The organism is Salmonella sp. JXY0409-18 (assembly GCF_020268625.1).
Taxonomy (GTDB): Bacteria; Pseudomonadota; Gammaproteobacteria; order Enterobacterales; family Enterobacteriaceae; genus Salmonella; species Salmonella enterica.
Genome location: NZ_CP084216.1, coordinates 2,475,381 through 2,494,161 on the forward strand (window position 1 = coordinate 2,475,381; position 18,781 = coordinate 2,494,161).

An 18,781-nucleotide genomic window follows, 5' to 3' on the forward strand; every position below is an offset into this window, starting at 1 on the left:
TTCCTTCATCATTAACCGACGCTGTGCTCAAGGCTAATCGCCAGCAGTTTTTGCGCTTCAACGGCAAACTCCAGCGGCAGTTCCGAGAAAACGTCTTTACAGAAACCGTTGACGATCATCGAAATAGCGTCTTCTTCGCTGATACCGCGTTGCAGACAATAGAAAAGCTGATCTTCACCGATGCGTGATGTTGTCGCTTCGTGCTCCAGCTGCGCGCTGTTATTGCGGCATTCAACATACGGGAACGTATGCGCGCCGCAGTCCGCGCCAATCAACATGGAGTCGCATTGGGTGAAATTTCGGGCGTTGGTCGCCGTCGGCATAATTTTTACCAACCCACGGTAGCTGTTCTGGCTGTGGCCGGCGGAAATGCCTTTTGAGATAATGGTTGAGCGCGTGTTTTTACCGATATGGATCATTTTGGTACCGGTGTCAGCCTGCTGATGTCCACTGGTCAGCGCAACGGAATAGAACTCGCCGATAGAATTATCACCACGCAGAATACAGCTCGGGTATTTCCAGGTAATCGCCGAACCGGTTTCCGACTGGGTCCACGACATCTTGCTGTTTTCCCCTTCGCACAACGCCCGCTTGGTCACAAAGTTCAAAATGCCGCCCGTGTTGTTGTCGCCCGGGAACCAGTTTTGTACGGTGGAATATTTTACTTCAGCATCTTTATGGATGATGACTTCCACTACTGCGGCGTGGAGCTGATAACTGTCGCGTACGGGCGCGGAGCAGCCTTCGATATAACTCACATAGCTGCCTTCATCCGCCACCAGAATCGTGCGCTCAAACTGACCGGTTTTCTCGGCGTTAATGCGAAAATAGGTGGATAACTCCATCGGGCAACGCACGCCTTTGGGAACATAGATAAATGTCCCATCGGAAGCGACTGCCGCATTCAGCGCGGCAAAAAAGTTATCGTTCCCCGGCACGACGGTGCCAAGATATTTCCTGACCAGGTCAGGGTGATCGTGTATCGCTTCGCCAAAAGAACAGAAAATAATGCCCTGTTCCGCCAGTTTTTCACGGTATGTGGTCGCTACGGAGACCGAGTCAAAAATCGCATCGACGGCGACCTCTTTCCCTTCGCGAACCGGAACGCCAAGTTGCTCGAAGGCGTCTTCAACCTCTTTACTCAAAAAGGTATTCGCGCCCGTTTGCTGTACGGCTCCCGGCTGGGAAACGCAGCTATCGTCGCAGTTTCCGCATGATGGCGCAGAGTAATAACTGTAGTCCTGATAGTTCAGTTTATCGTAGTGCGCCTTCAGCCAGTGCGGTTCATCCATGTCCAGCCAGGCTCTATAGGCATTGAGACGAAATTCCAGCATCCACTCAGGTTCGTTACGCTTTGCGGAAATCGCGCGCACCACCTCTTCGCTGATGCCTTTTGCCAGTTCATCAGTGGGTAGTTGCGTGAAAAATCCTTCTTTGTAATTAAGGCGTCCGCCTGTCCAGATGCCGACCTCTTCCGTTGCTTCAGTATTACGAGACATAGTACCGCCTATACCCCAAAACTTTCGCCGCAGCCGCATTCATTCTGGGCTTTGGGGTTATGAAATTTAAATAACTGGTTCAGCCCTTCCTGTACGTAATCCACTTCTGTTCCGTCAATAAAAGGCATCGCCTGTAACGGTGCGAAAAGCTTTGCGCCTTCGGCTTCAAAAACCAGATCGTCTTTATCCGGCTCCCGAACGGTATCCAGAACATAGCCGAATCCGGCACATCCCGTCTGTTTTACGCTTAACCGCACGCCCAACATGCCCGGCTGCTTTGCTGCCAGTTCACGTATGTGCGCTGCCGCCGCTGGCGTTAGCGTCAGCCCTTGCCAGGGGAAGTCCTCCGGGTTAAACGTGTCTGAATGCAATTCCATAGAGTTACCTCGCGTTCTAAATCACCAGGATATAACAGCATGTTAGTGATAATGATTATCACTTCAACCCCTTAACCGCAGGGGCTTTCCAACAAATGGTCATATTGAGCGCCTTTTATTAAGCATAGACCCTGTCCGCCAGGTCATACGATAGACAAAAAATCACTTAACATTTTGATAATTAACGATTTATAAGATGTTAACCTTTCTGACAGGTCAAAAACGAAAAGATGTATAGAAAATGACTATTTAATTAATAGGCTGTCGACATTGCTGGGTGGCGAGGTCAGAACCCCATTTTTTGTATGGATACCTGGCGTTGCGCTCTTTATAATCCGCTGCGGTTCTATAACTCAGTTTGAGCTATAGGTTTATGTAAACTCTTTCCGGCATTTCAGGTGCTGAATGAGGCAAGAGGCTTAAAATATGGTTGTTACGCTCGCGTATATCGCACTTTTTTTGGTTTTCTCGTGGGTCATCTTAAGAATTAATCAAAAAAGCGATTCCCTGTCGAAAAGCGTTTTTATCGCTATCTTTTTAGGGGCTGTTATTGGTTTATCCCTGCATTTTATTTCAGCAAATCACACTAAAACTATTATCGAATGGTACAGCATCGTCGGCAATGGTTACGTCCACCTGTTAAAACTGGTCGCTATACCGCTAATTTTTATTTCTATTCTTTCCGCCATCAATAAACTGGAAAATAGCGCTGGCATCGGAAAAATGTCGCTGACGATCGTCGGATGCATGTTATGCCTGGTGATGATTGCCGGTTTTATCGGATTACTGACCGCTCATGTGCTGGGGCTTGACGCCAGCGCTTTTGTGCACATGCCGTCAATGTTAACTACAGAAGAAGTCAATAAGACTGCCGCGGTGTCGATTCCCCAGTTAGTGACATCGCTGATTCCGACTAATATTTTTCTTGATCTTACGGGGGCCAGAAGTGTTTCCGTTATCGGCATCGTTATCTTCACGCTAATAGCGGGGATCGCTCTGTTAAAGGTCAAAAAAGAGGCGCCGGAAGAAGGTCAGAAATTAAGCGCAGGCATTAACGCTATTCAGATCTGGGTCATGAAGATGGTACGTATCGTTATTGCATTAACGCCCTATGGCGTCATGGCATTAATGACCACCGTATTTTCATCATACCGCCTTGAACAATTCGCCAGCTTACTTGGTTTTATCGGCGCCTGTTACATCGCGATTTTCATGATGTTTATCGTGCACGCCATCTTGCTGATCCTCAGCGGTAATAATCCAGCGCGTTATTTCAGAATGGTGTGGCCCGTCTTAACCTTTGCGTTTGTTTCCCGCAGCAGCGCAGCCTCTATCCCGCTGGCCATTTCCGCCCAGGAAAAATTTGGCGTACAAAGCACCATTGCCAATATTTCCGCCTCGTTTGGCTCCAGTATGGGGCAAAATGGCTGCGCCGGGATTTATCCGGCTATTATGGTAGCGATGATTGCGCCCACCATCGGCATTGATCCGCTCTCGCTGCATTTTCTGGCCGCGATGTTACCTGCCATTGCGCTAGGGTCTATTGGCGTAGCCGGCGTCGGCGGCGGTGGTACGTTCGCGGCGCTGATTGTCCTGTCGACGTTGAATTTTCCCGTTGCGCTGGTCGGTATTTTTATTGCCATCGAACCTATCGTTGATATGGCCCGCACGGCACTGAACGTTAACGGATCGATGATGTCAGGTGTGCTGGCTAACCGTATTTTGAATAATCATACGGCTGACGACATGCCAGCGGTTATTGACAGACCTTAGTTTTTTACGCGCTAGGAAAAGAAAAACCCTTAAGTCTGTTCAATACAGGCTTAAGGGTTCCGGCCCCATCCGGCGCTTATCTCCGGCACTCTTAATGGCTTAGCTCTTGAAGGGGCATAAGAATAATCTCATAAAGAGAGCGCGCCTTTTTAGCACAAATGGCGATCTGTATTTTTTTTAAACAAAATCAAGAGGATTATCTATTACCTGAGGACAGGGTCTGGTGAGATTGCCTGGTAACATAGCCGGATGGCGGCTAACGCCTTATCCGGCCTACACAGACTTTATTAATGCACGCCCAACCGCCAGGCGAAATAGATCTCTTCTTTCAGTTCGGTTGCAGAGAGGGTGAGGAGATCGGCAAACTCTAACTCCAGCTGTTTTAAACGCTTCAAATACTGCGCGGGAGAAAGTTCGGTTTTATCACGGCGTAAAAATTCAATCGCCAGTTGGGTTGGGTCTAAATCAGTAGACATATCATCCTCGCTTATGTGTAAACGTGCACAGTATATCACCTTTTTCTGCGCACATTTTGACCAAAAGCAATATGCATCACACTTTTATGGTGACAACGTCACACAATCGCCGTAGTAAGACGCGAAGAACAGCACAGACGTCCCTGTTCATCAAAGATCTCTATCTGCCAGACCTGATGGCGAGCCCCGGTATGCAACGCTTTACAGACGCCTCGTACGCGCCCCTGACGCGCCGACCGTACATGGTTGGCATTCACCTCCAGCCCCACCACCTTTTGCTCCCCCTGCGTACACAGATAGCCTGCGACCGAGCCGATACTTTCCGCCAGCACCACAGACGCTCCGCCATGCAGCAAGCCGAACGGCTGTTTGGTGCGATGATCGACGGGCATTGTCGCTTCCAGCGTATCGTCCCCAATATGCTCAAAGCGGATATCAAGCAGGCCAACCATATTCCCTTCCCCCATCGCATTAAGCGCATCGAGGGTCACTTCACGTTTCCAGATCAACCTATAATCTCCAGTAATGCCTGCAACGGGTGACGCACGCCCGTACCTTCAATGCGTTTAACCTGGCTTCGACAGGAATAGCCGGTTGCCAGGCAGCGATTTCGCGGTAGACGTTGCATCGCCTGATGCCAGGATAGCTCATAAATTCCCAGCGAATTTTTATGATTGGTGAGTTCATGTCCATAAGTGCCCGCCATACCGCAGCAGCCTACGCTGACATTTTCCAGCTTCGCGCCAAAATGGGCAAAGATGGCGGCCCACTGCGTAGGCGCGCCGGGTAACGCCGTGACTTCCGTACAATGACCAAAAAAGTACCACGGTTCGCCGCTCACCTCGACGGACAGTCTTGCATTTATTTCCTGCGCCAGCCATTCATTCACCAGCAACACATGAAAATCGCCGCGCTGTTCGCTCAGCGCCAGTTTGTATTCGTCGCGATAACACAGTACCAGCGCCGGATCGACGCCCACCATTGGCATCCCCAACGCGGCGATCCGATTAAGGAACTCAGAGGTTTTTTTCGCCGTTTTCGCAAAGCGATTAAGAAAACCTTTAATATGCTGCGCCTTACCATTCGGTGAGAACGGCAACAATACCGGTCTCCTGCCCAGTTTTTCCGCCAGGCGGATAAAATCCGCCACGACCCGAGCATCGTAGTAGCTGGTAAACGGGTCCTGAACCACCAGTACCGTTTTCGCTTTTTGCTCAGCGCTCATGCGCTCCAGTTGTTCAAGCGTCATATTGGCGGACGGATGGCCCACCAGTTGCTGTTGCAACGAGGGGGCGGAAAGCAGAGGTAAGTCCACCATACCGATATGTTTTTTCGCCAGATTACGAACCACCGGTTGGTTAATAAAAAAGTTAAAGGTCTTTGGCGCACGCGCCATCAGCGGCGCGTAGGTCTCGACCGTCGCCACCAGATGATCGCGTACCGGACGCAGATAACGCGTATGGTAAAGCTGTAAGAAACGTGAACGAAACTCCGGAACATCGATTTTAATCGGACACTGGGTCGTACAGGCTTTACATGCCAGACAGCCGGACATGGCCTCTTTAACTTCATGGGAAAAGTCATACTCGCCTTTGCGTTTGTGCCAACTATTCCGGGTGCGAGCAATCAGCGTGCGCAAGCTGGCGCGTTTTTCCGGCAGCTCCTTTTCCAGCTTCAACGGATCGACGCCGCGATCGGCCAATAGACGGAGCCATTCCCGCACCAGCGTCGCCCGCCCTTTCGGCGAGTGGATCCGGTTAAGGCTAATTTTCATCGACGGGCACATCGGGCTTTTCGCATCGAAATTAAAGCACAGGCCGTTACCATTACACTCCATAGCGCCGCGCCAGGTCTGCCGTACCGCCAGCGGGATTTGCCGATCCCATGTGCCGCGTTTTACCGCATCCACCTTCATCATCGGCGCCTCTATCCCCTGCGGTGGACAGATTTTACCCGGGTTAAGTCGATTATGCGGATCAAAAGCCGCTTTTATTTTGCGCAGCTCGCCATACAGGACTTCGCCGAAAAAGGCCGGGCTGTATTCCGCACGAAAACCTTTTCCATGCTCGCCCCACAACAGCCCGCCGTATCTGGCGGTCAGCGCGACGACCTCATCGGAGATCTGTTTCATCAACAGTTCCTGCTGCGGATCGCACATATCCAGCGCCGGACGCACATGCAGCACCCCGGCATCCACGTGGCCGAACATGCCGTAACTTAAGCCATGACCATCCAGCAGGGCGCGAAATTCGGCGATGTAATCGGCCAGATGTTCAGGCGGCACGCAGGTATCTTCCGCAAAAGGAATCGGTTTGGCAGCACCTTTCGCATTACCCAGCAGCCCTACCGCTTTTTTACGCATCGCGTAAATACGCTCAATACCCGTCAAATCGGTACAAAGTTGCCAGCCGATCACGCCCGCTTCCGCTCGCGCCATCAGACCATCCAGCCGGTGGCACAGCGCCTCGACCTGTCCGTCAATAAGCGCTTCATCGTCACCCGCGAATTCCACGATATTCAGGCCAAGCATCTCTTTATCCGGCACATCGGTAATCAATTCGCTAACGGAGTGCCAGACAATATCTTCCCGCGCGAGGTTAAGGACTTTGGAATCGACCGTCTCGACGGATAAGGCGCGCGCGTCAACCATAAAAGGGGCGTTACGCAGCGCGGAATCAAAGGAGTCGTATTTTACATTCACCAGACGGCGGACTTTGGGTATCGGGGTAATATCCAGCCGGGCTTCAGTAATAAACGCCAGCGTCCCTTCCGACCCCGTTAAGATGCGGGTAAGATCGAAGCGGGTCATGTCATCGTTAAAGACGTGGCGTAAATCGTAGCCTGTCAGGAAGCGATTGAGCTTTGGAAAGCTATCGAGGATAAGTTGACGGTTTTCCAGGCAGGACTGATAGACGGTCTGATAGATGCGGCCTGGCATCGTCGTGTTTTCACCCAGCGTCCGGGCAAGCTCTACGGGCATCGATTGCGTGTCAAGGATATCGCCCCCCAACAATACGGCCCGTATGCCTAAGACGTGATCTGACGTTTTTCCATAGACCAGCGAACCCTGACCAGAGGCATCGGTATTAATCATACCGCCAAGCGTGGCGCGATTACTGGTGGAAAGTTCCGGCGCAAAAAAATAGCCATACGGCTTTAACGCCTGATTAAGCTGATCTTTTATCACCCCCGCCTCTACCCGCACCCATCCCTCTTCAGGATTAATTTCAATAATGCGGTTCATATAGCGGGACATATCAACAATAATGCCCTGGTTTAGCGCCTGGCCATTCGTGCCAGTACCGCCGCCTCGAGGGGTAAATATCAGCGACGTAAAGCGCGGCTCCGCCGCCAGACGGGCAAGAAGCGCGACATCCGCCGTAGAACGGGGAAACACAACAGCATCGGGAAGAAGCTGGTAGATACTGTTATCGGTCGACATTGTCAGACGGTCGGCATAGCTGGTTGCCGTATCGCCCGTAAACCCTTGCTGCTCCAGCGCCTGCAAAAAATTGAGCACCAGCTGAACGACGCCGGGTGCCTGAGAAATTTGTGGAATCATTATATTGACCTTTTCCTGCGGTCTATGTTGTGAACGGTGGCGCCCAACCCGGCGAGCGCGAGCGGTCTACGCACAGGAAGGGATGCTTAATCGTTTGCGTGTTGCGTTATTTGTTGTATCACATTTTTTTCCTGTGCGCCCAACAGAATTACATGCAGAATCGGCCTGTTAAAAACCGCTGAAATTGCTCATCATTATAGGGTGTGGTTTGCATGTTCACGTCGCGCCAACGTTCTGGCGCAAAGACAAAGGTGAAAAGTATTTATGGTAAATGTTCGTCAGCCCAGGGATATTGCGCAAGTGCTGCTATCGGTGCTGTTTTTAGCCATCATGATTGTGGCCTGTTTGTGGATAGTACAGCCTTTTATTTTGGGGTTTGCATGGGCAGGTACGATTGTTATCGCGACCTGGCCCGTTTTGCTGAAATTACAAAAAATATTGTGGGGCCGCCGCTCGCTTGCCGTACTGGTCATGACGCTGCTGTTAGTGCTGCTCTTCGTTATTCCCGTCGCCTTGCTGGTGAACAGCATTGTCGACGGTAGCGGCCCGCTCATCCATGCAGTGACCGGCGGCGATATGACGCTACCCGATCTGGCATGGTTAAATAATATTCCGTTAGTTGGCGCCAAACTGTATGCCGGATGGCATAGCCTGCTGGATATGGGCGGTAGCGCTATTATGGCGAAAGTGCGGCCTTATATCGGCACAACCACGACCTGGTTTGTCGGTCAGGCGGCGCATATCGGACGCTTTATGATGCACTGCGCCCTGATGCTGTTGTTTAGCGCCCTGCTTTACTGGCGCGGCGAACAAGTGGCGATGGGAATACGCCATTTTGCCTGTCGTCTCGCGGCTAAACGCGGCGATGCGGCGGTTCTGCTGGCTGCCCAGGCGATCCGCGCCGTGGCGCTTGGCGTGGTGGTCACCGCGCTGGTACAGGCGGTACTTGGCGGCGTCGGGCTGGCGATTTCCGGCGTGCCTTACGCTACCCTGTTGACGGTAGTGATGATCCTTTCGTGTCTGGTTCAGTTGGGGCCGTTGCCAGTATTGATTCCAGCCATTATCTGGCTTTACTGGACAGGCGACACCACCTGGGGCACCGTGCTGCTGGTTTGGAGCGCCGTCGTCGGCACGCTGGATAACGTGATTCGCCCGGTACTCATCCGCATGGGTGCCGATTTACCGCTGCTTCTGATCCTTTCCGGGGTAATCGGCGGACTGATTGCATTCGGTATGATTGGTCTGTTTATTGGACCGGTGCTTCTGGCCGTGACCTGGCGTTTGTTCTCCGCATGGGTACATGAAGTTCCGGCGCCGACGAATGAACCAGAGGAGATCCTTGAAGAGCTGGATGACATCGAGGAAGCCAACAAGCAGTCATAATCCCGTCGGGCGGCATCGCCGCCCGATGCTTTAGCGACGTTTATCAATTCAACGCACACCCCATTTTGATTCGCCCGTCTGTTCCCCGCCGCATCTCATTTCTGTCGCAAATCCGTTACAGTTTTTAAACTATTGAGACGAATCTGATCGACGCAAAAAGTGCTCATGCCTACTATTAGCACACGGTTATAAATCAACACATTGATTTATAAGCATGGAAATCCCCTGAGTGAAACAACGAATTGCTGTGTGTAGTCTTTGCCCGTCTCCTACGATGGGCTTTTTTTTTAACTTTTTTCGCCGCATTGTTACATAAGCCAGCTCCCGTTTTCCTTCAACACCGCGATATCTGCAACGAATAAATAATATTGCACAAAATAGTGTGATTCTGTTCAAGTCGAAACGGTGTCGGTGGTGCTATTTATAGCATCACTTTTTTCATATAAAAGCCTAAAAAATGATGAACGCGTTAGAACTACAAGCACTACGGCGTATTTTTGATATGACGATTGAAGAATGCACAATCTATATCACCCAGGATAATAATTCGACAACCTGGCAACGATGGGAAGCTGGCGACACTCCCATCTCTCCAGAAATCATTGCCAGGCTAAAGGAAATGAAAGCCAAGAGACAGCGACGAATTAACGCCATTGTGGACAAAATCAATAACCGGATCGGCAATAATACAATGCGTTACTTCCCTGATTTATCTTCTTTTCAGTCCATTTATACAGAGGGTGATTTTATCGAGTGGAAAATTTATCAATCTGTTGCTGCCGAACTTTTCGCACATGATCTGGAGCGGCTGTGTTAGACGTAAACTTTATCGCCGCATCGTATTGATACCGGATAGAAAACCACACAATCACGACATTGACTTGTCACCCTATCCAATATGCTTCCTGCCTGTGTATACCACTGTAATGTCAGGCGGCATCTCTGAGTCAGATAATATGAAAAATCGTTATTTCCCTACCGCTGTAGGGTTATATTTTAATTACTTTGTACATGGCATGGGGGTTATCCTGATGAGCCTGAACATGTCATCGCTTGAACAGCAATGGCATACCAGTGCCGCTGGCGTATCTATTGTGATCTCTTCGCTTGGTATTGGCCGGTTAAGCGTTTTGTTAATCGCCGGTATGCTTTCCGATCGCTTTGGTCGCCGTCCTTTTATCATTCTGGGGATCGCCTGTTACCTGATTTTTTTCATTGGCATTCTCTATGCTCAGACGATTTGTGTCGCTTATGCCTGTGGCTTTTTAGCAGGTATGGCCAACAGTTTTTTGGATGCAGGTACCTATCCCAGTTTGATGGAAGCCTTCCCTCGCTCCCCCAGTACGGCAAATATCCTGATCAAAGCATTTGTCTCTGGCGGACAATTCTTGTTGCCCATTATTATTAGTTTATTAGTCTGGGCTAATATGTGGTTTGGCTGGTCCTTCCTGCTTGCCGGGGCGATCATGCTTATTAATGCTCTGTTTTTATTACGCTGCCCTTTTCCACCCTATCCTGGTCGGATATTGAAGCCTAAAATCTCGCAAGCGCCTGTCGCAGGCGCACATCATTGCTCCCTCATCGATCTTATCAGCTACACCCTTTATGGCTATATCTCGATGGCAACCTTTTATCTTATCAGCCAGTGGCTGGCGCAGTATGGACAGTTCGTCGCAGGCATGTCGTATACCCAATCCATCAAACTGTTAAGTATTTATACCTGCGGATCGCTACTGTGCGTTTTTATTACCGCTCCGTTGGTCAGAAAAACAATTCGTTCTACCACATTATTGATGTTTTATACCTTTATCTCTTTTATTGCGCTTCTGACGGTCTGCCTGCATCCTCAGGTCTATGTTGTTATGATCTTCGCATTCGTCATTGGATTCTCTTCCGCCGGTGGCGTAGTACAAATCGGCCTGACGCTGATGGCGGCCCGTTTTCCACGGGAGAAAGGTAAAGCGACCGGCATCTATTACAGCGCCGGCAGTATCGCGACGTTCACTATTCCGTTGATCACGGCGCGGATTTCAGAAATGAGCATTGCACATATTATGTGGTTTGATACCGGTATCGCCGCAGCGGGATTTCTCCTCGCGCTATTCATCGGTTACCGAAGTCGGGCTGAATCACAACACCACGCTGAAGCAGCGTCGACTGCGCAATAAAAGTTAGCGTGCCAGCTGCAATATTATTGCCTTGCTATGCAAAATAAAACGTTAGCTATTATCACCGGGAAACAAAAAATGTAATTTTCGTGTTAATTATTATTCATTATCTTCACACTTATCAGAAAAATTGCGATGAGCATCACGAGTTATATGTGTTAAACAACAAATTCGCAGCAATTTTTATATTTCATGGCTAACAAATGAAATGCTATCAATGCAATAAACCTGGCATTTTAAACGCCATGTTATGTACATATAACGATAGTACCGACTTATAGTGTTACTGAACAATCGCTGCATGTAGTAAAGCAGTAATAAACAGGACATTGAATCAAACCATCAGCAAGGAGCTGTGAACAAATGTCTCAGAACAAGGCTCGCAACATGCCATATTTGCTGGCTGTTATCTGCATTTATTTTAGTTACTTTCTCCACGGCATGAGTGTTATTACACTAGCCCAGAACATGACTTCCCTTGCACAGAAATTCTCCACGGATAGTGCCGGTATCGCCTATTTAATCTCTGGCATTGGTCTTGGCCGTCTGGTCAGTATTTTATTCTTTGGCGTACTGTCCGATAAATTTGGCCGTCGGGCAATAATACTGCTTGGCGCCGTACTATATATGCTGTTTTTCTTCGGTATTCCCGCCAGTCCTAACCTGATGATCGCTTTCATATTAGCGGTGTGTGTCGGCGTGGCGAACTCCGCGCTGGATACCGGCGGATACCCTGCATTAATGGAGTGTTTTCCCAAAGCATCGGGCTCGGCAGTTATTCTGGTTAAAGCGATGGTCTCTTTTGGGCAAATGATTTATCCCCTTATTGTCAGCGCCTTGTTAGTCAACCATATCTGGTACGGCTACGCGGTGGTAATCCCCGGTATCCTTTTCGTCCTCATCACGTTGATGCTGTTGAAAAGCCGCTTTCCCAGCCAACTTGTCGATGCCAGTATTGCGAAAGAATTACCCCAGATGAACAGTACTCCCCTCGTCTGGCTGGAAGGCGTAGCTTCCGTTTTATTTGGCGTCGCCGCGTTCTCAACCTTCTATGTGATTGTGGTCTGGATGCCTAAATATGCGATGGCCTTCGCCGGAATGGCGGAATCCGACGCGCTGAAAACCATCTCTTATTACAGTATGGGATCGTTGGTCTGCGTGTTTATTTTTGCCGCATTGCTGAAAAAAATGGTTCGCCCCATCTGGGCCAATGTTTTCAATGCCGGGCTGGCGACACTCACCGCTGCGGCAATTTACCTGTATCCCTCGCCACTGATCTGTAACGCTGGCGCCTTCGTGATTGGTTTTTCCGCTGCTGGAGGTATTTTACAATTAGGTGTATCGGTCATGTCGGAATTTTTCCCTAAGAGTAAAGCTAAAGTCACCAGTATATATATGATGATGGGGGGCGTTGCTAACTTTATTATCCCACTGATTACCGGTTATCTCTCTACTATTGGCCTGCAATATATCATTTTGTTAGATTTTGCCTTTGCACTACTGACATTTATCACCGCCATTATTGTATTTATTCGCTATTATCGCGTATTTAAGATCCCGCAAAACGATGTCCGATTTGGCGAGCGTTATTTCCAGTAAAAATGTTAACTATGCGCAACAGGCATGCGCCCTGCTCTGCACTGCCCACTTATTAAGGAGTATAAAATGGATGTTACCGCAAAATATGAGTTAATTGGTCTTATGGCGTATCCTATCCGTCATAGCTTATCGCCCGAAATGCAAAACAAAGCGTTAGAAAAAGCGGGGCTACCCTATACCTATATGGCTTTCGAAGTGGATAACACGACGTTTGCCAGCGCCATTGAAGGACTGAAAGCATTAAAAATGCGCGGTACGGGCGTCTCCATGCCAAACAAACAGCTCGCGTGTGAGTATGTCGATGAATTAACGCCAGCAGCAAAACTGGTTGGCGCTATCAACACCATTGTTAATGATGACGGCTATCTACGCGGCTACAATACGGATGGTACGGGCCATATTCGGGCAATTAAAGAAAGCGGTTTCGATATTCGGGGAAAAACCATGGTGCTGCTCGGCGCGGGAGGCGCGGCTACCGCCATTGGCGCCCAGGCAGCCATTGAAGGCATTAAGGAAATTAAACTGTTTAACCGTAAAGATGACTTTTTCGAAAAAGCGGTTGCCTTTGCGAAGCGGGTGAATGAAAACACCGATTGCGTCGTTACCGTCACCGATCTTGCCGATCAGCACGCTTTTACTGAAGCGCTTGCCAGCGCAGATATTCTGACGAACGGTACCAAAGTTGGCATGAAACCATTGGAGAACGAATCCCTGATCGGCGATGTTTCCCTGCTCCGCCCTGAATTGCTGGTCACCGAATGTGTTTATAATCCGCATATGACAAAGTTATTGCAGCAGGCGCAACAAGCTGGTTGCAAAACAATTGATGGTTACGGCATGTTGTTATGGCAAGGAGCCGAACAGTTTGAACTGTGGACAGGAAAAGCATTTCCATTGGACTATGTGAAGCAGGTGATGGGATTCACAGCCTGACCGGTAAAATTATAATTGCGACGAATGACAATGAAGGGTACCAAATGAAAACCGTAACTGTAAGAGATCTCGTGGTTGGCGAAGGCGCGCCAAAGATCATTGTGTCGCTAATGGGAAAAACCATTACCGATGTGAAATCGGAAGCACTCGCCTACCGTGAAGCGGATTTCGATATTCTGGAGTGGCGCGTTGACCATTTTGCCAACGTGACGACGGCAGAAAGCGTACTTGAGGCCGCCGGCGCCATCCGGGAGATTATTACCGATAAACCCTTGCTATTTACCTTCCGCAGCGCGAAAGAAGGCGGCGAACAGGCGCTAACCACCGGACAGTATATCGCTCTGAATCGTGCAGCGGTTGACAGCGGTCTGGTCGATATGATCGATCTTGAGCTTTTTACCGGCGACGATGAGGTGAAAGCCACCGTCGGCTATGCTCATCAACACAATGTTGCGGTGATCATGTCTAACCATGATTTTCATAAAACGCCCGCAGCGGAAGAGATTGTTCAGCGTCTGCGTAAAATGCAGGAACTGGGCGCCGATATTCCGAAGATCGCCGTCATGCCACAGACTAAAGCCGATGTCCTGACCTTACTTACCGCCACTGTAGAAATGCAGGAGCGCTATGCGGATCGTCCGATTATTACCATGTCGATGTCGAAAACCGGGGTAATATCTCGTCTTGCCGGCGAAGTGTTCGGTTCTGCAGCAACGTTTGGCGCGGTGAAAAAAGCATCTGCGCCGGGACAAATATCGGTAGCCGATCTGCGTACCGTATTAACTATATTGCACCAGGCGTAATACTTTATCGTGTGGCGGAATATTCTCTTTCTGCCACAATAAAATAAATAGTTATCTGATATGAATATGTTACATATTCATTGAAAGCCGCTGTCTTTATTACCTTAACACGGTTATATCGATATTGCTTTCAGGGATAATAGTGGAGTAAATATGAAAATCAATAAGCCATCACGCATTAATGGCCGCGTTCCCGTGCTCTCTGCACAAGAAGCAGTAAATTATATTCCAGATGAGGCCACTTTATGTATTCTGGGCGCTGGCGGCGGTATTCTCGAAGCGACAACATTAATTACCGCACTGGCAGATAAATATCAAACAACCCAGTCACCACGAGATTTATCTATTATTAGCCCTACCGGATTAGGTGACCGCGCCGATCGCGGCATCAGCCCGCTGGCGCAGGAGGGATTGGTAAAATGGGCGCTATGCGGACATTGGGGGCAATCTCCCCGTATTTCTGAACTGGCTGAACAAAATAAAATCGCCGCCTATAACTACCCACAAGGCGTATTAACCCAGACGCTGCGCGCCAGCGCCGCACACCAGCCGGGTATTCTGAGCGATATCGGTATTGGTACCTTTGTCGACCCTCGCCAACAGGGCGGAAAATTAAACGACGTGACTAAAGAAGATCTCATTAAGCTGGTAGAGATCGATAATAAAGAATATCTCTATTATAAAGCGATAGCGCCTAATGTGGCTTTTATCCGCGCCACCACCTGCGACAGCGAAGGCTATGCATCATTTGAAGATGAGGTGATGTATCTTGATGCGCTGGTGATCGCCCAGGCCGTTCACAATAATGGCGGTATTGTAATGATGCAGGTGCAGAAAATGGTAAAAAAAGCCACGCTGCATCCAAAATCCGTGCGTATTCCCGGCTATCTGGTGGATATTGTGGTTGTCGATGCCGACCAGACGCAACTCTATGGCGGCGCGCCGGTAAACCGATTTATCTCCGGGGATTTCACTCTTGATGATAGTACCCAGCTTACCCTGCCCCTTAATCAGCGCAAGCTGGTAGCCCGACGCGCGCTGTTTGAAATGCGTAAAGGCGCGGTAGGCAATGTGGGCGTAGGCATTGCCGACGGTATTGGTCTGGTCGCTCGCGAGGAAGGCTGCGCCGATGACTTCGTGCTGACCGTAGAAACTGGCCCGGTGGGCGGTATTACCTCTCAGGGCGTGGCCTTCGGCGCCAATGTCAATACCCGCGCGATCCTCGATATGACCTCACAATTTGATTTTTATCACGGCGGTGGGCTCGATGTCTGCTATTTAAGTTTTGCCGAAGTGGATCAACACGGTAATGTCGGTGTACATAAATTCAACGGAAAAATTATGGGCACCGGCGGGTTTATCGATATTAGCGCAACGTCGCAAAAAATTATCTTCTGCGGAACTCTGACGGCCGGAAGTTTAAAAACTGAAATTACCGATGGCAAATTAAATATTCTCCAGGAAGGTCGCGTGAAAAAATTCGTCAGCGAACTGCCGGAAATTACGTTCAGTGGAAAAATTGCGCTTGAGCGCGGGTTAGACGTGCGTTACATCACTGAACGTGCGGTTTTCACTCTCAAACAAGATGGCCTGCATTTAATTGAAATTGCGCCTGGCGTCGATCTGCAGCGGGATATTCTTGACAAGATGGATTTTTCACCGGTTATCTCACCAGATTTAAAACTGATGGACACAAGATTATTTACCGATAGCACTATGGGATTCACGCTTCCTGACGCAACACATTAAAAGGAGTACAAATATGGATTTTTCATTAACTGAAGAACAAGAACTATTACTGGCCAGTATTCGCGAGTTAATCACCAGCAATTTTCCGGAAGAGTATTTCCGTACCTGCGATCAAACGGGCACCTATCCCAAAGAATTTATGCAGGCGCTGGCGGAAAACGGTATTTCGATGCTGGGCGTCCCGGAAGAATTCGGCGGCATTCCGGCTGACTATGTAACGCAAATGCTGGCGCTGATGGAAATCTCAAAATGCGGCGCTCCGGCCTTTTTGATTACCAACGGCCAATGCATTCACAGTATGCGCCGTTTTGGTTCCGCAGAACAACTGCGTAAAACAGCAGAAAGCACTCTGGCCACCGGCGATCCAGCATATGCGCTCGCCTTAACAGAACCTGGCGCGGGATCTGATAATAATAGCGCCACAACAACCTGGACGCGTAAAAACGGCAAGGTTTATCTTAACGGCCAAAAAACGTTTATCACCGGTGCAAAAGAATATCCTTACATGCTGGTTCTGGCGCGCGATACGGAGCCAAAAGATCCTAAAAAAGCGTTCACGCTTTGGTGGGTGGACTCAAATAAACCGGGCATAAAGATTAATCCGCTGCATAAAATTGGCTGGCACATGTTGAGTACATGCGAAGTTTATCTCGATAATGTCGAGGTTGACGAAAGCGACCGGGTCGGTGAGGAAGGCATGGGTTTCCTCAATGTCATGTACAATTTTGAGATGGAGCGTTTGATTAATGCGGCGCGCAGTACAGGTTTCGCCGAATGCGCATTTGAAGATGCCGCCCGTTACGCCAACCAGCGTATCGCCTTTGGTAAACCCATCGGCCATAACCAGATGATCCAGGAAAAGCTGGCGTTAATGGCCATCAAAATCGAAAACATGCGCAATATGGTGTTGAAAGTCGCCTGGCAGGCCGATCGGGAAGAGTCACTGCGTACCAGCGCCGCGCTGGCTAAGCTGTACTGCGCACGCACAGCGATGGAAGTGATTGACGATGCGATTCAGATTATGGGTGGGCTTGGTTATACTGACGAAGCCCGTGTCTCCCGCTTCTGGCGCGATGTTCGCTGCGAACGTATCGGTGGCGGCACGGATGAAATTATGATCTATGTGGCAGGACGCCAGATTCTGAAAGACTATCAGAACAAGTAAGGATCGTACCGGAACGTCTTATTCGGCCTGACTGCTTTACGGCATCAGGCCGGATAAATCAGATAAATTTCGCCGTCAGGTATTTGGCAGCAAATACGCCTGCTCAACCAGACTATTTTTAAATTGCTTACGATAATCGTTGGGAGAACATCCTACATGCCGCATAAACAATTTGGCAAAATGGTCCACATTTTCATATCCTACCCGCCATGAAATTTCTGCCAGTGGCGACTCAGTGTTTGTCAGCGCAAACTTGGCCTCGGTCATACGTCGTTGAATAACATAATTGATAGGGGATATATGATATTCTTTGGCAAATTCATGACATATATAACTGACGCTGGCGCGAAATTTTTTCGATAGCTGGTCAAGCGTGATTTTTTCACGATAATTATTATTGAGATAAACAAGCACATCCTTAATTAATACATCTTTTTTAATGTAACCTTGTTCAGAACGATAGGCATTTTTAAAATTTTCATAGTAAAGTGCGGTCAGAGTGTAAGCAAATGCATCGTATACAGAGGAAGCCAATACATTTTTCCCCTGCGGAAGTAACACGCTTAATTCATTAAAGATACTTTTAATGACCTCTTTCCCCTGAACCACGGAAACCACCGGACAGGAATGACTCTGCAATAGTTGGTTTTCTTCCCAACCTGGAAAACAAAACCCATACAGCGCACAGGTATAGGTGGTAGCCGGCGAATTGCTGTCGGATGCTACAGCGTGTAGCCGCCCCCGCTCAACGACGACAATATCGTCCGCATGCGCGACGTAGAGTGAAGAGTCAATAATTAACCTGGCTATCCCTTTTTTGACGTAAATAAGCTCTGTTTCATTATCATGCATATGATGGCCAGACTCCCAGTTTGGATCATCGCTAATGACAAAACGTGAAAATCGAGGGGTCTTGTCCTGTTCAAAAATCGTCTCCGCGGCGGAGTCAAAACAGCGCTGATACATAATAACCTCTGTCAGGTTTAAAAAGATAACCAGGATAAAATAAAGCGAGCGTCAGTGTTGTACAACCGTGGAGATTACCAGCAAAACAAGATTATTCGTTCCGAATGCAAGATATTATGTTCTTTTGCAGACAGCTCAGATTACCTGTCGATAGCGTATTATCAGACAAAAATACATAGCCGACATATCTTTGATGTTTTCTTTTAACCTCACAGAAACAACATCGCACGTTTCATGTTAAAAAATGATGATATGCTTCGCACTTATTATTCTCACTACCGTATTTATATTTTTATGACGCCCTTTTCAGATGTTTGCTAACGATTCT

The 18,781-nt window shown here is 48.9% G+C and carries 15 protein-coding genes and 1 other RNA gene; 10 read left to right on the forward strand and 6 right to left on the reverse strand.

The window, feature by feature from the left end:
- Positions 1-11: 11 nt before the first annotated feature.
- Complete coding sequence (gene sufB / locus LDB27_RS11965; protein ID WP_000089383.1) at positions 12-1,499, reverse strand: Fe-S cluster assembly protein SufB; 1,488 nt, start codon at positions 1,497-1,499, stop codon at positions 12-14.
- A gap of 8 nt (positions 1,500-1,507) precedes the next feature.
- Entirely contained in the window at positions 1,508-1,876 is a 369-nt protein-coding gene (gene sufA / locus LDB27_RS11970; RefSeq protein WP_000418969.1) for a Fe-S cluster assembly scaffold SufA, read from the reverse strand.
- A 426-nt stretch (positions 1,877-2,302) separates the two neighbouring features.
- Here sufA and LDB27_RS11975 point away from each other — a divergent pair, with 426 nt between their 5' ends.
- The gene (locus tag LDB27_RS11975) at positions 2,303-3,649 is read left to right on the forward strand and encodes an L-cystine transporter (protein WP_000261858.1); all 1,347 of its coding nucleotides are present in this window, start codon (positions 2,303-2,305) and stop codon (positions 3,647-3,649) included.
- Positions 3,650-3,936: 287 nt separating this feature from the next.
- On the opposite strand, the gene LDB27_RS11980 is transcribed toward LDB27_RS11975, so the two are convergent.
- From LDB27_RS11980 to LDB27_RS11990, 3 genes are all read right to left on the reverse strand, one after another.
- The gene (locus LDB27_RS11980; RefSeq protein ID WP_001537749.1) at positions 3,937-4,125 is read right to left on the reverse strand and encodes a YdiH family protein; all 189 of its coding nucleotides are present in this window, start codon (positions 4,123-4,125) and stop codon (positions 3,937-3,939) included.
- A gap of 98 nt (positions 4,126-4,223) precedes the next feature.
- Positions 4,224-4,634, reverse strand: coding sequence for a 1,4-dihydroxy-2-naphthoyl-CoA hydrolase (gene menI / locus LDB27_RS11985; protein WP_000637926.1), 411 nt, complete (start codon positions 4,632-4,634; stop codon positions 4,224-4,226).
- On the reverse strand, positions 4,631-7,687 hold the full coding sequence (locus LDB27_RS11990) for an FAD-binding and (Fe-S)-binding domain-containing protein (RefSeq protein WP_225519849.1): 3,057 nt from the start codon (positions 7,685-7,687) through the stop codon (positions 4,631-4,633). Before LDB27_RS11990 ends, menI begins: the two co-directional genes overlap by 4 nt.
- Positions 7,688-7,951: 264 nt before the next feature.
- On the opposite strand from LDB27_RS11990, the gene ydiK reads away from it, so the two are divergent.
- The 9 genes from ydiK (at position 7,952) to LDB27_RS12035 (ending at position 17,487) form a co-directional block, all read left to right on the forward strand.
- Positions 7,952-9,070, forward strand: coding sequence for an AI-2E family transporter YdiK (gene ydiK / locus LDB27_RS11995; RefSeq protein WP_000248615.1), 1,119 nt, complete (start codon positions 7,952-7,954; stop codon positions 9,068-9,070).
- Between the two features lie 182 nt (positions 9,071-9,252).
- Positions 9,253-9,360: antisense sRNA RprA (gene rprA, locus LDB27_RS12000), an RNA gene on the forward strand.
- 167 nt (positions 9,361-9,527) lie between these two features.
- The gene (locus tag LDB27_RS12005; protein WP_000980457.1) at positions 9,528-9,887 is read left to right on the forward strand and encodes a YdiL family protein; all 360 of its coding nucleotides are present in this window, start codon (positions 9,528-9,530) and stop codon (positions 9,885-9,887) included.
- A gap of 139 nt (positions 9,888-10,026) precedes the next feature.
- Entirely contained in the window at positions 10,027-11,238 is a 1,212-nt protein-coding gene (locus LDB27_RS12010) for an MFS transporter (RefSeq protein ID WP_000797662.1), read from the forward strand.
- 363 nt (positions 11,239-11,601) lie between these two features.
- Complete coding sequence (locus LDB27_RS12015; protein ID WP_000081209.1) at positions 11,602-12,837, forward strand: MFS transporter; 1,236 nt, start codon at positions 11,602-11,604, stop codon at positions 12,835-12,837.
- Positions 12,838-12,903: 66 nt separating this feature from the next.
- Positions 12,904-13,770 (forward strand): quinate/shikimate dehydrogenase, encoded by an 867-nt coding sequence (ydiB, locus tag LDB27_RS12020; protein WP_000383488.1) that lies wholly within the window; start codon positions 12,904-12,906, stop codon positions 13,768-13,770.
- A gap of 44 nt (positions 13,771-13,814) precedes the next feature.
- Positions 13,815-14,573 (forward strand): type I 3-dehydroquinate dehydratase, encoded by a 759-nt coding sequence (gene aroD / locus LDB27_RS12025; RefSeq protein WP_000860224.1) that lies wholly within the window; start codon positions 13,815-13,817, stop codon positions 14,571-14,573.
- 153 nt (positions 14,574-14,726) lie between these two features.
- Positions 14,727-16,322, forward strand: coding sequence for an acyl CoA:acetate/3-ketoacid CoA transferase (locus tag LDB27_RS12030; RefSeq protein WP_000700599.1), 1,596 nt, complete (start codon positions 14,727-14,729; stop codon positions 16,320-16,322).
- A gap of 13 nt (positions 16,323-16,335) precedes the next feature.
- On the forward strand, positions 16,336-17,487 hold the full coding sequence (locus LDB27_RS12035; RefSeq protein WP_000347819.1) for an acyl-CoA dehydrogenase: 1,152 nt from the start codon (positions 16,336-16,338) through the stop codon (positions 17,485-17,487).
- A gap of 75 nt (positions 17,488-17,562) precedes the next feature.
- Here LDB27_RS12035 and LDB27_RS12040 read toward each other — a convergent pair whose 3' ends face one another.
- Positions 17,563-18,453: an AraC family transcriptional regulator gene (locus LDB27_RS12040; protein WP_000284832.1), complete on the reverse strand. Its 891-nt coding sequence runs from the start codon at positions 18,451-18,453 to the stop codon at positions 17,563-17,565.
- Positions 18,454-18,781 lie beyond the last annotated feature (328 nt).

Coding starts and splice junctions, on each gene's coding strand:
- sufB (WP_000089383.1), bottom strand. CDS start 1,499: ATGTCTCGTAATACTGAAGCAACGGAAGAGGTCGGCATCTGGACAGGC.
- sufA (WP_000418969.1), bottom strand. CDS start 1,876: ATGGAATTGCATTCAGACACGTTTAACCCGGAGGACTTCCCCTGGCAA.
- LDB27_RS11975 (WP_000261858.1), top strand. CDS start 2,303: ATGGTTGTTACGCTCGCGTATATCGCACTTTTTTTGGTTTTCTCGTGG.
- LDB27_RS11980 (WP_001537749.1), bottom strand. CDS start 4,125: ATGTCTACTGATTTAGACCCAACCCAACTGGCGATTGAATTTTTACGC.
- LDB27_RS11990 (WP_225519849.1), bottom strand. CDS start 7,687: ATGATTCCACAAATTTCTCAGGCACCCGGCGTCGTTCAGCTGGTGCTC.
- ydiK (WP_000248615.1), top strand. CDS start 7,952: ATGGTAAATGTTCGTCAGCCCAGGGATATTGCGCAAGTGCTGCTATCG.
- LDB27_RS12005 (WP_000980457.1), top strand. CDS start 9,528: ATGATGAACGCGTTAGAACTACAAGCACTACGGCGTATTTTTGATATG.
- LDB27_RS12010 (WP_000797662.1), top strand. CDS start 10,027: ATGAAAAATCGTTATTTCCCTACCGCTGTAGGGTTATATTTTAATTAC.
- LDB27_RS12015 (WP_000081209.1), top strand. CDS start 11,602: ATGTCTCAGAACAAGGCTCGCAACATGCCATATTTGCTGGCTGTTATC.
- ydiB (WP_000383488.1), top strand. CDS start 12,904: ATGGATGTTACCGCAAAATATGAGTTAATTGGTCTTATGGCGTATCCT.
- aroD (WP_000860224.1), top strand. CDS start 13,815: ATGAAAACCGTAACTGTAAGAGATCTCGTGGTTGGCGAAGGCGCGCCA.
- LDB27_RS12030 (WP_000700599.1), top strand. CDS start 14,727: ATGAAAATCAATAAGCCATCACGCATTAATGGCCGCGTTCCCGTGCTC.
- LDB27_RS12035 (WP_000347819.1), top strand. CDS start 16,336: ATGGATTTTTCATTAACTGAAGAACAAGAACTATTACTGGCCAGTATT.
- LDB27_RS12040 (WP_000284832.1), bottom strand. CDS start 18,453: ATGTATCAGCGCTGTTTTGACTCCGCCGCGGAGACGATTTTTGAACAG.